Origin of the sequence: Nostoc sp. (genome assembly GCF_036917435.1) — a bacterium.
GTDB lineage: Bacteria > Cyanobacteriota > Cyanobacteriia > Cyanobacteriales > Nostocaceae > Nostoc.
On sequence record NZ_JBALDM010000037.1, the window covers coordinates 14,002 to 27,953 of the forward strand.

General features: G+C 42.7%; 10 protein-coding genes and 1 pseudogene. 9 read left to right on the forward strand and 2 right to left on the reverse strand.

Annotated features, from left to right (window positions below; genetic code table 11):
- Positions 1–29 precede the first annotated feature (29 nt).
- Positions 30–992, reverse strand: a complete 963-nt coding sequence (locus tag V7K98_RS17170; protein WP_335024129.1) for an AraC family transcriptional regulator — start codon at positions 990–992, stop codon at positions 30–32.
- A 163-nt stretch (positions 993–1,155) separates the two neighbouring features.
- Here V7K98_RS17170 and V7K98_RS17175 point away from each other — a divergent pair, with 163 nt between their 5' ends.
- From V7K98_RS17175 to V7K98_RS17205, 7 genes and pseudogenes are all read left to right on the forward strand, one after another.
- Positions 1,156–1,551 carry a (R)-mandelonitrile lyase gene (locus V7K98_RS17175; RefSeq protein ID WP_335024131.1) on the forward strand — a complete coding sequence of 132 codons (396 nt, stop codon included), beginning with the start codon at positions 1,156–1,158 and terminating at the stop codon, positions 1,549–1,551.
- A gap of 57 nt (positions 1,552–1,608) precedes the next feature.
- Entirely contained in the window at positions 1,609–2,385 is a 777-nt protein-coding gene (locus tag V7K98_RS17180; protein ID WP_335023870.1) for an SDR family oxidoreductase, read from the forward strand.
- A 107-nt stretch (positions 2,386–2,492) separates the two neighbouring features.
- Complete coding sequence (locus V7K98_RS17185; RefSeq protein ID WP_335023872.1) at positions 2,493–3,236, forward strand: SDR family oxidoreductase; 744 nt, start codon at positions 2,493–2,495, stop codon at positions 3,234–3,236.
- A 196-nt stretch (positions 3,237–3,432) separates the two neighbouring features.
- Positions 3,433–5,862, forward strand: coding sequence for a GH116 family glycosyl hydrolase (locus V7K98_RS17190; protein ID WP_335023874.1), 2,430 nt, complete (start codon positions 3,433–3,435; stop codon positions 5,860–5,862).
- A gap of 1,522 nt (positions 5,863–7,384) precedes the next feature.
- Complete coding sequence (locus V7K98_RS17195; protein ID WP_335023876.1) at positions 7,385–7,609, forward strand: hypothetical protein; 225 nt, start codon at positions 7,385–7,387, stop codon at positions 7,607–7,609.
- 214 nt (positions 7,610–7,823) lie between these two features.
- Positions 7,824–8,177 (forward strand): annotated as a pseudogene (locus tag V7K98_RS17200) (HetP family heterocyst commitment protein); the annotation flags it as partial.
- A gap of 391 nt (positions 8,178–8,568) precedes the next feature.
- The gene (locus tag V7K98_RS17205; RefSeq protein WP_335023878.1) at positions 8,569–8,751 is read left to right on the forward strand and encodes a hypothetical protein; all 183 of its coding nucleotides are present in this window, start codon (positions 8,569–8,571) and stop codon (positions 8,749–8,751) included.
- Positions 8,752–9,135: 384 nt separating this feature from the next.
- On the opposite strand, the gene rpe is transcribed toward V7K98_RS17205, so the two are convergent.
- Positions 9,136–9,843, reverse strand: coding sequence for a ribulose-phosphate 3-epimerase (gene rpe / locus V7K98_RS17210; protein WP_335023880.1), 708 nt, complete (start codon positions 9,841–9,843; stop codon positions 9,136–9,138).
- 204 nt (positions 9,844–10,047) lie between these two features.
- Between rpe and V7K98_RS17215 the strand changes: the two genes are divergently transcribed.
- Together V7K98_RS17215 and V7K98_RS17220 are read left to right on the forward strand one after the other, a co-directional pair.
- On the forward strand, positions 10,048–11,643 hold the full coding sequence (locus V7K98_RS17215; RefSeq protein WP_335023882.1) for a S8 family serine peptidase: 1,596 nt from the start codon (positions 10,048–10,050) through the stop codon (positions 11,641–11,643).
- 962 nt (positions 11,644–12,605) lie between these two features.
- Positions 12,606–13,937: a serpin family protein gene (locus V7K98_RS17220; RefSeq protein ID WP_335023884.1), complete on the forward strand. Its 1,332-nt coding sequence runs from the start codon at positions 12,606–12,608 to the stop codon at positions 13,935–13,937.
- Positions 13,938–13,952 lie beyond the last annotated feature (15 nt).

Here is a 13,952-nt window from a genome sequence, read left to right on the forward strand (position 1 = left end):
AGTATTTTGACTGATTGACAAAAGGCGCTCTATCTCAACTTCTCACGAATGCTAGCAGTCTCCCTAACAGCTTCTCGCAACCGCTCCACATCGCGTATCGGTGGTGCGCCAAACAGCCGCTTATACTCCCGGTTGAAGTGCGAGGCATCGTCATAACCTACATGGTAAGCAGCACTGGTAGCGTCAAGGTTTTCCCCCAGCATCAGACGGCGAGCCTCCTGGAGCCGCAGTTGCTTCTGGAACTGCAAGGGACTCATTGCAGTGACAGACTTGAAGTGATGGTGGAAGCCTGAGACACTCATTGCCAGTTCTCGTGCGATGCTTTCAATCTTGATCGGCTCCTTAAAGTCTTTACGAAGTCGCTCGACGGCAAGAGCAATGTGGTGGGTGTAGCCACCCAGAACGGCAATATGACGAAGCCGCGCGCCTTGCTCTCCAATCAGGAGTCGGTAAATGATTTCCCGTGCGACCAGAGGCATGAGAACTCGCGCTTCGGCGGGCGTGTCCAATAGCCGAACGAGCCGGACAACGGCATCGAGCAGCGGCCCATCTAGTGGACTCACATCGATCGCTTTGACATTGGCACGACTTTGGGACGCGGAATAGCCCGCCTCAACCATGACTGAACCGACCAGCGTGGAATCGAGATCCAGGCGAAGGCTCAGGCACGGTTGCGCTTTGGATGCTTCTAGAATTTGGCTCATAATCGGCAATTCGACCGTCGCCAGCAGATAATGTGCAGGGTCGTACTGATAGCGATCGTTACCCAAAAGCACTTCTTTACTGCCTTGAGCGATTACACAAAAGGCTGGGATAGAAACAGCATGACAGGCTTCCATAGGCAAGGAGAATCGATTAAGATGCAAGCCCTTCAGAGGCTCGATTGTCCCATCATGACGAATAGCCTGTAAGATGCGCTCAACCAATTCGTCTCGGTTGGCTTGCACTCTGGAAGCCTCGCGCTTTGCGTGCTGCTCCTTCATTAAATCCATATTGGACTTCTCATTCGTTTTAGTAGCGTTTATTTCTAAGTTTGCAGGATTGTACAACGATCTTAGACGATCGTTTTATTGCTTGCCCTTGAGAATTTTTAGAATAAAACTAAAGCAATGAAAAGTGATTCCGGCTTCTTGTAAGCATTCTATTTATAAAAACATGGACATCAAACGAAGTGGCTCACAGCCTTCCGCCAAAGCACCGGACGAGTATTTTACCGGCACTGTCCGCATTGATCCCCTGTTCGAGGCGCATGATCCAGCACGCACGTCTGGCGCTAGCGTCACGTTCGAGCCAGGCGCTCGGACAGCATGGCACACCCATCCATTAGGACAGACTCTGATCGTGACAGTGGGCTGCGGACTTGTACAGCGATGGGGCGGCGCGATCGAGCAAATTCGTCCGGGGGACGCGATCTGGATCTCGCCGGGTGAGAAGCATTGGCATGGTGCTACGCCAACCACGGCGATGACGCACATCGCCATTCAGGAATGGCTCGATGGTAAGCCTGTGGACTGGATGGAACAGGTCAATGACGAGCAATATCCCAACTGATCTCCGCATTTGGTGATTTTAAGACCTTGTTAGGTGAAGAATTGAAGGAGAAAAATAATGATGACAAACCAAAATGGAAACTACACAGGAAAAGTTGCGTTTGTGACCGGAGCAGCGAACGGCATCGGTCGAGCTACGGCGCTGGCGTTTGCACGTGAGGGCGCTAATGTGGTGGTTGCTGACATTTCAGAACAGGGCAATCAAGAAACAGTCCGCATGATCGAAGAACTCGGCAAACAGGCGATCGCCATCAGGTGTGACGTGACGCAGGCTGAGGAAGTGAAGGCGGCTCTAGCCAAGACCATTGAGGCTTTTGGGCGGCTGGACTTCGCCTTCAACAACGCGGGCATTGAGCCGAGGAAGCCAACTCCGACAGCTGAGTACGAGGAGGAGGAGTGGAACCGGATCATCGATACTAACCTCCGTAGTGTTTTCCTGTGTATGAAGTACGAGATCCCTCTGATTCTCAAGCAGGGAGGCGGCGCGATCGTTAACACGTCATCGGGCGCGGGAATCATCGGCATCAAGGGCAGCCCCGCGTACACCGCCGCGAAGCACGGCGTGATCGGTCTCACCAAGTCGGCAGCCCTCGATTACGCCGCGCAGAACATCCGCATCAACGCCGTCTGTCCTGGCTACATCAACACCCCGATGATGGATCGCTTCACTGGCGGCACGGCCGAAGGGCGCGCGAAGGTGATTGCGGAGGAGCCGATCGGACGGATGGGCAAGCCCGATGAGATCGCCGCAGCCGTCGTCTGGCTTTGCTCAGACGCAGCTGCCTTCGTCGTTGGGCACGCTATGGTTATCGACGGCGGCCAAACGGTTCAGTAATGGTTGTTTTTGCTGATGCCACATCGAACCGTCGGCGTGCCCTTAGCCTCTAATTGGCAAGTCCGTTAGGCAGAACTCAGTAGTTACTCAACAAAAAGAGAAATAAGATGATTAAAGACAAAGTTGTGATTATTACCGGCGCATCATCAGGGATTGGTGAAGCAAGTGCGAAATTGCTTGCAACCAAAGGAGCTAAAGTCGTATTGGGGGCGCGACGTGAGCAGCAATTGAGACAACTGGTTGATGAAATTCAAAAAGCTGGCGGACAAGCAGTCTATCAAGTGATGGATGTGGTTAACCCATCTGATAACGCCCAGATCGTCAAGCTTGCCAAGAAAACATTTGGAGGCGTTGATGTTATTTTCTTGAACGCTGGCATCATGCCCACTTCTCCACTTTCTGCATTAAAAACGGATGAATGGAATCAAACGGTTGATATCAATATCAAGGGTGTACTAAATGGTGTCGCTGCTGTGTTGCCAACGTTTATTAGCCAAAAGTCTGGGCATGTTATCACAACTTCATCGGTTGCTGGATTAAAAGCTTATCCAGGTGGTGCGATCTATGGTGGGACGAAATGGTTTGTACGCGATTTCATGGAAGTTCTACGCATAGAGTCTGCTCAAGAGGGGACTAACATTCGTACTGCGACAATTTATCCTGCTGCAATTAACACCGAATTGTTAGATCGGATTACTGACCAAGATGCGGCTGAAAAAATGACGGCGTTGTATAAGCAATATGGTATCTCACCAGATCGAGTAGCCAATGTTGTGGCGTTTGCGATTGACCAGCCAGAAGACACAAACGTGAACGAATTTACGATTGGCCCAACCACGCAGCCTTGGTAAGGATAGCGCTGGCGGTTCGCTGTCTGGTGCGACATAACGCAGTCCTAGCCAAGACTGTTGAGGCTTTCGGGCGGCTGGACTTCGCTTTCAATAGCCGAGTTCATTGACAAATTCTCTGATATTGTTGTCCCTCTTGAGAAAAATCACACATCGCGCTAGTCTTCATTGACGTAACTGCACGCTGTAACATTAGGCGATGACAAATCAACTTTCTCCGAAAATTCCCTCTTGCACTTGGAGCCGTCCTATCGGTTTAGGCTGGGAAAAACCTTATACCGTCCGCTATGAAAGTAATATCGATGATGGCCCTTGGCATGGTATGCCTCTAGGTGGCTTTGGTGCAGGTTGCATCGGTCGTTCTTCACGGGGAGATTTTAACCTGTGGCACATTGATGGCGGTGAACATACCTTCAAAAATGTTCACGCTTGTCAATTCAGTGTGTTTGAATCCAATAGCACATCTTCTCAAGCCTACGCCTTGTCTACCCAAGGGCCTAATGATGGTACTCTCAAAGCTTGGCAATGGTATCCGACACTTGCAGAGGGGACAGGTAATTATCACGCGCTATATCCACGTAGCTGGTTTGTGTATGAAAATGTTTTTCAAGCACAGTTGACTTGTGAGCAATTTTCCCCAGTTTGGGCTGGGAATTATCAAGAAACTAGCTACCCTGTGGCAACATTCCTCTGGAATGCCCACAACCCTACAGATGCACCAATCACTCTCAGCATCATGCTCACTTGGCAAAATATGGTAGGCTGGTTTACTAATGCCCTGAAATCTCCCCAAGTGCGGGTGCGCGATGATGGTAGTCCGGTTTACGAATACCAGCCACGCTGGGGCGAAAGTCAAGGGAACTATAACCAAATAGTTGAAAATACAGAACAGTTTGGCTGTGTTTTAAGTCGCGTTGGTAGTGATGAACCTTTGCAAGAAGGTGACGGAACTTGGTGTATTGCTACACTGAAGCATCCCCAAGTGGAAATATTTCACCAAACTCGCTGGAATCCTGAAGGAAGGGGTGAGGAGGTGTGGCAAAGCTTTGCTAAAGATGGTTCTTTGCCCAATTATATAGATACAAATCCGGTAGCAGAAGGTGAACAGTTAGGGGCTGCGATGGCTACGCCGGCCGCAGGCATCGCACTTCGTTTCACTCTCCAACCAGGCGAAACTCTTGAAATCCCCTTTGTCCTCGCCTGGGATTTACCCATTACAGAATTTGCCGCCGGAGTCAACTATTATCGCAGATATACAGACTTTTTTGATCGAAGTGGAAATAATGCTTGGGCGATTGCATCTACTGCTTTACAAGAATACCAAAGCTGGCGATCGCAAATTCAAACTTGGCAACAACCCATTATCGACCGGGAAGATTTGCCCAATTGGTTTAAAATGGCTCTATTTAATGAGCTTTACGACCTCACTAGCGGCGGTACTCTCTGGAGTGCTGCATCAAAACTTGACCCCATCGGTCAGTTTGCGGTGCTAGAGTGCTTAGATTATCGTTGGTATGAAAGTCTAGATGTGCGGCTGTATGGCTCTTTTGCCTTACTGATGCTGTTTCCCGAATTAGAAAAGTCGGTGATGAGGGCATTTGCACGGGCGATTCCTCAAGGTGATGATACAGCCCGGATAATCGGCTATTACATGACAATCAAAGCTGAAAGTCCGATTGCAGTTCGCAAAGTCGTAGGTGCAACACCCCACGATTTAGGCGCACCCAATGAACACGTGTGGGAGAAAACCAACTACACCAGCTATCAAGACTGCAATTTATGGAAAGATTTAGGTAGCGATTTTGTCTTGCAAGTATACCGTGATTTTTTGCTCACAGGTGCTAACGATGTAGAATTCTTAGCAGATTGCTGGCCTGCGATCGTTCAAACCCTCGACTACCTAAAAACCTTTGATCTTGATGGCGATGGGATACCTGAAAATTCTGGTGCGCCCGATCAAACCTTTGATGATTGGCGGTTACAAGGTGTCAGCGCCTATTGTGGTGGGTTATGGTTAGCGGCGTTGGAGGCTGCGATCGCAATTAGCGATGTTTTGTTAACGAACCGCAGAGGCGCAGAGAACACAGAGGAGTTAAGGGTTCAAAAATCCATCTATGAAACTTGGTTACAGCAATCTCTTCCTATTTACCAAGAAAAACTCTGGAATGGGCAATATTACAAACTTGATAGTGAAAGTGGTTCAGATGTGGTAATGGCAGATCAGTTGTGCGGACAGTTCTACGCCCGATTATTAGACTTACCTGATATTGTACCGAGCGATCGCGCCCTTTCTGCCCTGACAACTATTTATGATGCCTGCTTTTTGAAATTCTGTAATGGAGAATTTGGTGCTGCTAATGGTGTTCGTCCTGACGGTTCACCAGAAAACCCTAAAGCTACTCATCCCCTGGAAGTTTGGACAGGGATAAACTTTGGGCTAGCGGCTTTTCTTGTACAAATGGGAATGAAGGACGAAGCCTTGAGATTAACACAAGTTGTAGTGCAGCAGATTTATAACAATGGTCTGCAATTTCGCACCCCTGAAGCTATCACCGCAGCTGGTACTTTCCGCGCCAGCACTTACTTACGAGCAATGGCAATCTGGGGAATTTACTTAGTTATTAATTAGCTATCCAAACAGTTCTCGTTTTGTGGCTTAGGACTTACACAAACAATAAGCAAAACCCTTATCTAGGGGCAATTCATGAATTGCCCCTAGATCGTGTAGTTTCGCGTAATTCTTAGAGTAGACTATCTTCTAATTATTTATCACTGCCTACTGTAGTATATGCGTTGCCAAAATTAGCCTATCTTTATCTGAGAAAGCAGAGTCTAGATTTGTGATTTGATTTTCCGAGTGTTTCCGGAAGCAAAGGAAAATTTCAGTAATGGTAAGAGTTGAAGCATTGAGAATTCCAGACCACTTTATGCCAACTATATCTTTGTTTTAGACCGAGGTATTCTGGTTGAGCAAGGCACTCATCACAAACTCATGGCAATTGGTAGTTTTTACTAGCATTTAGCTCAACTGCCACAGCATCTCTAATCTCAGCTTGAGAAATATTTTAAATATTAAGATACATAGAAATGGCTTTTAAAGAAAACTAACGATATTATGTGTTACTTGGTTTTATCTATACTGCGAATATTTCTAATATTTTATAGATTTAAACTGCAAGATTTTTCTATTAAAAAAATCTTGCTAAAATTTCAATTCATTCAGTTGACAATAATAAAAAATATCTATCTATATTATTAATACTCAGTAATTTTTTAAAATCTAATGTAGCTGTAATTACTCCCTGATAATTATGAAATATTCAGGTTCTGTTTACAGTGATTTTCTTTAGATAAGTAAGTTCACGTAAATAATTAAACGTTTGTAGAGACGCTACGCTAACACTAAGAACTAATTTCAATATTTTTTACATTAGTTAATTTAGTTAATTTAGTTTGAGTTATTCTTACTGACTTACTTAGGCTGAAGCTATAGTTCTTGTAAATCAAGAAACATGAAGATAATCAATATCATTATCTGATTGAACCTATCAAAAAATATGTTCAATGCTATGACTGCGAACGTTTTTAGTCTTTAAATTTTACGATTTTTAGAAGTTGTTTTACATCATAGTTAGTGGTACTATTTTTTAGTGACTCGACAATAATAAAGTGTTTAAAGTGAGGTTGTGTGGGGGGTCAGACCCCTCATAAATTAGCAAGAGAGGACAAAATTTAAAGTTGCACAATACGGAAGTACATATCGAAATCGATTCAGTAAATTTAACTTACAAATCTACTAACTTAGTAGATGACATTAACGACAAAAAATAGTATATATACGAATGGCGTTGTTAAAGCTCAAAGATAAATAAATTTTTTTAACTGCTCAAAAAATATGAAAACTTGCCGGAAATTGCTTAATTAAGCAGTAGTAAGAAATACAGACGTTCTAACAGAGAAAATTTATTGAATTAGGAGTCGATAAAGTTTCAGAGAACATAACTGCATCTATCAAGAGCTACGCCGAGACTTTTGTCCTACCATTCAAATGAGAAGACAAAAGATAAATTTTTACCTTTCACCTACTAACAGGACTGAGCAGCCAACAAACTTGATTAAACACTTGATTGTTTTTAATCAAAGGTGAGTTCATGAAAAAAATCATCAGGTCAAATGCAGTCGAAACCTCAAGCCAAGGGGACAGTTCAGCAATGAATCTATATAATTTATATCCCTACTACAAGCTAGCTCTTGTCAAAACTAGTTTACTAGGGGAGTTATCAGCCAAAATTACCAAAACTCTGCTCAACATCGCCAAGGTAAAGCTTAAACAGCAGAGAGGTTTAAGCCTGTATCTTTACCACTCAAAGCTGTAAGAATAAATCAGAGTTTGGGAAAGTTATATACGCATCTGTGATTGATAGATTTTTGGCCATCGTCAACATCCTACACCACTAAATTGCTGATAATTTCCCGAAAGCGATTCAACAACTGCAAAAAAGGTTAGTGCAGTTTGTAAACCTGAATCGAAACGCCAATAATCGCATAAACCGAACTAGTTTACTTCATCCAAGATAACTAAACACTATGATGAATCAAGACATTGCTGGTATTAGTAGTAACTTAGATACAACAGTTAAGGCTCAACAATTTGACAAAGTAGTTGAAGCAATTATTGCTGGAAAGTACTCCTGGGCATGTGTTTTAATGCTACGTTTTGCTGGTTATAATCCTCTCCATTACATTCCGTATCGTACTTATAACAGATTGCTCAAAGAAAATTCTCAAACCAACAGAACAAAACAACAGCAAAGCGAGAATCTAAAAATGCTGAAACATGCCAATGATTCCAGACCTGCTTATCTTGAAGTTGTTGGAAAGCAAAAAACAGATATTCGTGGTGGTAGTTTAGACCAGAGATTGGGATAGCCAATTAACGAATATTAATCAAGGAAATCGCCATTAACTCAAGATATATCCTTGAAATACTGTGGAGTCAATTAAAAACAATTTGGAATCACTAGATTCTGCCATAAAGTTGCTTGAGTATCTGAAAGCCTCCCATGCTAATTTAAAATTTATAGCATGGGAGGTTTTCTGTAGCACTAATTAATTTGATATCCTTTAAAAAAATATGCCAAAATGGCAAATATATACTGACGAGACTGGTAAACTAATAACAACTAAAACTTTAACTTAAATAGAGGTGATTACTGGCAAGTAAGTTAATTAAAAAATAAAATCAATGATTAGTTCTGACTATGAAATAAATTAAACTGATTACAAAAGTAGTCAGTATCTCATAGAGTAAATAACTCGTATACCAAGACCAACAATGCAACCATTACTACTGGTGGTTCTTTTTCTGAGGAAGTCTGAGCAAAGAGAATTTGGGGAGGTGGATTCCCCCAATCCAGATTTTACACACCTTTCATCGACTGCAGACGATGTGAGTAAGGCTGATAAAACTTTCTATCCTGTGGTTGGTGTTGCTTTATTAACTAAAGCAAACGCTTAACACCAATAACAGGAACAGAAACAGAAAAGTTATGGTTAAATCGTTGTCGTGGCTGGTAGAACTAATAGGTAATACGCTTCTCTTTCGACTATTGTAATCCTAGTCCTCCCAACCTGGATTATCTCTGCTTTCTAAATTTTCAATCTATATAAGTAGGTAGGCGTAATTAAATATAAGGTCAAACCTCACCCTCAATCCCTCTCCGATACTTTGGAGAGGGAAGCCGGAGGCAGGGTGAGGTTTTATATTTAATTTGACCTACTTCTTAGTAAATACTGGAAGTTCTTCAAGTTTTGAACTTCCAGTTTTTTATGTGTAAATAAAAATAGGGTGAGCAAATTGCTCACCCTATTTTTTGTGGAGAATGGTTAATCCAAAAATGAATTAAACCTTAGCTAATTCTGGGGTAGGACGCTTGCTGTTGCGAATTGATGTAATAGCCTCAGCATAATCTTTAGCGTTAAATACAGCTGAACCAGCGACAACTGCATTAGCTCCCGCTTCCAAAACTTGCCAGGTATTATTTGCCTTCAATCCTCCATCCACTTCAATCCAAGGGTCAAGACCGCGTTCGTCACACATTTGACGTAGCTTGCGAATTTTGGGTAACACACCTGGGATAAAGCTTTGACCACCAAAACCAGGGTTGACGCTCATAATTAGTACTAAATCGCACAAATCTAGAACATATTCAATTAGCTCTAGAGGACTACCAGGATTAAGTACAACTCCAGCCTTCTTACCAAGTTCTTTAATTTGTCCCAAGGTACGGTGCAGATGTGGGGAAGCATTATGTTCGCAGTGTACGGAGATAATATCAGCACCCGCCTTAGCAAATCCTTCTACATACTTTTCTGGCTCCACAATCATCAAGTGGACATCCAGGGGCTTGGTTGTAACCGGACGAATCGCCTCCACAATCAGAGGGCCTATCGTAATATTAGGTACAAAACGACCGTCCATTACATCAACATGAATCCAATCTGCTCCGGCCGCGTCTATAGCGCGAATTTCGTCACCCAGACGGCTAAAATCGGCTGATAGGATAGATGGAGAAATTACAATGGGCTTTTGAGATAGGTTTTGGGTCATGGCTAGTGGGTTTTTAAGCGTCCTCGTCTGTAATCATTGTAACAAAACATTGAGCAAGACTCATAATTTTGATCCCGGCTTTTTTGGGGAGTGGGGGAGATGAGGGAGAAAGAATGATCAATGACCAATGACCAATGACCAATGACCAATGACCAATGACCAATGAGAAATGACAAATAACAAATAACAAATGACAAATAACAAATGACTAAAAAACTAACTTGGATAATTTTGGGATTAAGTGCTTCTTGTCTGAGTGCGCCAGTAATTGCCTCAGCTTTAGAATCTGCTTTGGGAACTAATGGTATTGATGCTCTGAAGCTACACCAAGCTCCTTATAATTTAATCGGTCGTAAGATTGCTATTGGTCAAGTGGAAATTGGTCGGCCGGGAATGTTTGGGTGGGATAAGGCGGTTTCTAAAAATCGCGCTATATCTTTAGCGGGAGTATTTTTACGCAATGGGCCAGCTAAGTCTAATACTGGTGTTGACCCCCACGCTTACAATGTTGCTGGTGTGATGGTAAGTAAAGACAAAGCTTTGCCGGGAATAGCTCCGGGAGCGAGACTGTATTCGTCTGCGGTGGGTTCCACTAAAAGCATGGGTCAGCCAGAGGAGTGTTTATCGGCACAGCATATAGCGCTACAAAATGGTGGCGATGTTCGTGCGATTAATTTTAGTTTTGGTGAACCTTTAAGCCGCGATCCTAGACCAGAGGCTGTTTTAGACGGTAATGCTTTACTAACTTTATGTGTTGACTGGTCTAGCCGGGTTCATGATGTTTTGTATGCGATCGCAGGCAATCAAGGTAAAGGTGGTATTCCTATTCCTACAGATAATTTTAACGGAGTGAACGTGGCTTTTTCATCCCGCCGAGGGGGAGTTTTTAATAAAGTAGATGTGGCTAATCTGGCGGGTGCTAACAAAGGAGTGAGTGGAAGGCTAGCTGGAAGGGAGTTTGATGTTGGTGGTCGTAGCGCCATCAGTTTGGTTGCTCCTGGGAATAATATTCCTTTGCTAAATCCAGATGGCAAATTGAACAAGGTTACAGGTACTAGTTTTGCTGCGCCTCAAGTTACGGCTACTGTCGCTCTATTACAAGAATTTGCTGACCGACAAATACGCACAAAACAACCCAACTGGAGCATCGATTCTCGGCATCATCAAGTAATGAAAGCTGTATTGTTGAATTCAGCAGACAAAATCCAAGATAGCGGTGATGGCTTGCGCTTGGGAATGAGCCGGACGCTAATTGATAAACAAAATCAAAGCTGGCTAGATTCTGATGCTTATAAAGATCCCAAGATTCCTTTGGATTCCCAAATGGGAGCGGGTCATTTGAACGCATTTCGCGGTTATCAGCAATTTAGTGCTGGTCAATGGCAGCCATCGTCTGCGGTTCCGGCTATTGGTTGGGATTATCGCCAAGTTAATGTTGGAGCATCTGTTGACTATGTGTTAGCTAAACCTTTAAAGCAGGGAAGTTTTGTTGCTGTCACCCTGAGTTGGGATCGATTGGTGGAACTCAACGATAAAAATAAAAACCAGCAATATGATGTTGGCGAAAGTTTTCGCGATCGCGGCTTAAATAATCTCGACCTATACTTAGTAAAAGCTGATGCTCAAAATTCCGATGCTGGTGCTGTTTGCTCCTCAATCAGCCCAGTTGATAGTGTAGAACATATTTTCTGCCCCATTCCTGCTAATGGCAATTACAAAATCCGCGTTCAGTTTCGTCAAAAGATAAATGAAGCGACTCAACCCTATAGTTTAGCTTGGTGGAGTGTACCTATCAATTAAAATAGCGACACACAACTTTTATCTGTGCCAACTTACAGCGTTTTCATCTATTCGAACAACACTATTGTATCGGGGCGCATAGCCGTGCGCCCCTACGAAATTTCTGTACTTCATACAACTAAAAAACGTTATTTTACGCGATGTGCAACTTATTCTTAGACCCCTCTCCAAACCTCTCCCCCACAGGGAGAGAGGCTTTGATTCTTCCTCCCCAACGCTAGTAGGGAAGGGGTTGGGGGTTAGGTTTGAGAGAAAGTTGCACACGGCGTTATTTCATCTCATGACTTACGAAAACAATAGCCGAAAAGAAAGATTTTCTTCTTAGGGTAATTCATGAATTACCCCTACCGCGTTTAGTTTTACGTAAGTCCTATATAGGAATCCGGTTTAATTTCTGAAAATATACGTAGGATGTGTTAGCGACAGCGTAACGCATCAAACCCTTGAGAATAGTGCGTTACGAACTCCGTTCTAACACACTCTACAATACCTAACTTTGTTCAAAAATCAAATAGTAATCCTATATCTATAAAAACCTAATAAGTAGGTAGGCGTAATTAAATATAATATCAAACCTCACCCTCAATCCCTCTCCTTAGTAAGGAGAGGGAAGCCGGAGTAAGGAGAGGGAAGCCGGAGGCAGGGTGAGGTTTGATATTTAATTTGACCCACTTACTTACAAGTGGTTATTTTGTGATTAGGTAGTCTACAATACTGTTATTGATAAATAGATAAATTTCCTAAAAATTGAGATTTTTCATAATTTGTCTGCATAGTCGCCTCAATTAAAAACTAGCAGCTTTAATAAGCTGTGTTTAATTCTTCTGAGCCATTAACTTGCTGTTACAAAAACTGTAACAGTCTCATTTTCTATTGCAGCAAATGCAATAGTTAATCATTGACACAGTGTCTGCGTCAATCATGAGGACAGATCGGGAATCTTTGGCAATTGAGGTAGCAGAATGAATCGACAAAAATTTAGTGATGCAAAAGAGAATTTTCTGCAAAGACGTTATGGTGTGAGTCTAGGCAGACGTTACGCTTTGGCAGCTGCAAGTGTTGTTCTATTCAGTGTATTAGGGTGTTCTCAAGTTGAGAGTAACAAAAGCGCTCTTGCCCAATCTAGTTTACCTCAACCAGAAACTCCATTGCAAAAAAAAACAGTCAACCCTGATACAAGAATAGTTGAGTCTAGCAATAAGTTTGGCTTCAAACTATTTTCAGAAGTTCTGAAAGATGATAAAGGTGAGAATAATATTTTTATCTCACCTTCGAGTGTAGCGATCGCTCTCGCCATGACCTACAACGGCGCTAGCGGCTCAACTCAACAAGCAATGGCAAAAACCCTGGAATTACAGGGAATGAATCTACCAGAAATCAACTCTGCTTACGCGGCGGCATTAAAGCAGCTTTTAGAAAATCAGGATGCCAAAGTCCAACTGAGTATTGCTAACTCGCTGTGGGCAAATCAAGATGTTAGCTTTGCCCCAGATTTTCTCAAGAGAACTCATGATTTCTATCAAGCTAAGGTTAGCAATTTAAACTTTAAAGATGCCGCCGCATCTAGTATTATAAATAACTGGGTAAAAGAAAATACTAAGGGTAAAATTAATAAAATAGTTGAAACAATTGAACCCAATCAAGTGTTGTTTCTAATTAATGCTATATATTTTAAAGGTAATTGGAGTAACGAATTTGACAAAAACAAAACTGCTCAATACCCTTTTTACATCACACCTAGTAGACGAAAACAACACCCGATGATGTCACAAGAAGGTGACTATAGATATTATCAAAATGAACAATTTCAGGCAGTTAGTTTACCTTACGGTAAAGATGGGAAAACCAGTTTTTATATATTCCTTCCCAAACAGAACTCTAACCTAAAAGCCTTATATCAAAATCTGAGTTTTGAAAACTGGGAAAAATGGATGACTCAGTTCAACAAACAAAAAGGGTTTATTCGGCTACCCCGCTTCAAAACAGATTACGAAGTTACACTCAATGATGCCTTGAAAACTTTAGGCATGGAAGAGGCTTTCAGCAACAAAGCTAATTTTTCTGGCATGGGTAAAAATTTTGCCATTAGCCAAGTTAAGCATAAAACTTTTGTCGAAGTAAACGAAGAAGGGACTGAAGCGGCTGCGGCTACTTCAGTGGGAATAGTCACAACATCTTTGAGAGACGAACCAGAACCATTCCGAATGATTGTTGATCGTCCCTTCTTCTGTGCTATTAGGGATAATCAAACGGGAAACATTTTGTTTATGGGTTCCATAATTGAACCGCAATGAGGAGGTAGGAAACCT

What these genes read in the sequence shown, in the direction of transcription:
- V7K98_RS17170 (WP_335024129.1), bottom strand. Translation starts at nt 992, where the DNA reads ATGGATTTAATGAAGGAGCAGCACGCAAAGCGCGAGGCTTCCAGAGTG.
- V7K98_RS17175 (WP_335024131.1), top strand. Translation starts at nt 1,156, where the DNA reads ATGGACATCAAACGAAGTGGCTCACAGCCTTCCGCCAAAGCACCGGAC.
- V7K98_RS17180 (WP_335023870.1), top strand. Translation starts at nt 1,609, where the DNA reads ATGATGACAAACCAAAATGGAAACTACACAGGAAAAGTTGCGTTTGTG.
- V7K98_RS17185 (WP_335023872.1), top strand. Translation starts at nt 2,493, where the DNA reads ATGATTAAAGACAAAGTTGTGATTATTACCGGCGCATCATCAGGGATT.
- V7K98_RS17190 (WP_335023874.1), top strand. Translation starts at nt 3,433, where the DNA reads ATGACAAATCAACTTTCTCCGAAAATTCCCTCTTGCACTTGGAGCCGT.
- V7K98_RS17195 (WP_335023876.1), top strand. Translation starts at nt 7,385, where the DNA reads ATGAAAAAAATCATCAGGTCAAATGCAGTCGAAACCTCAAGCCAAGGG.
- V7K98_RS17205 (WP_335023878.1), top strand. Translation starts at nt 8,569, where the DNA reads ATGCAACCATTACTACTGGTGGTTCTTTTTCTGAGGAAGTCTGAGCAA.
- rpe (WP_335023880.1), bottom strand. Translation starts at nt 9,843, where the DNA reads ATGACCCAAAACCTATCTCAAAAGCCCATTGTAATTTCTCCATCTATC.
- V7K98_RS17215 (WP_335023882.1), top strand. Translation starts at nt 10,048, where the DNA reads ATGACTAAAAAACTAACTTGGATAATTTTGGGATTAAGTGCTTCTTGT.
- V7K98_RS17220 (WP_335023884.1), top strand. Translation starts at nt 12,606, where the DNA reads ATGAATCGACAAAAATTTAGTGATGCAAAAGAGAATTTTCTGCAAAGA.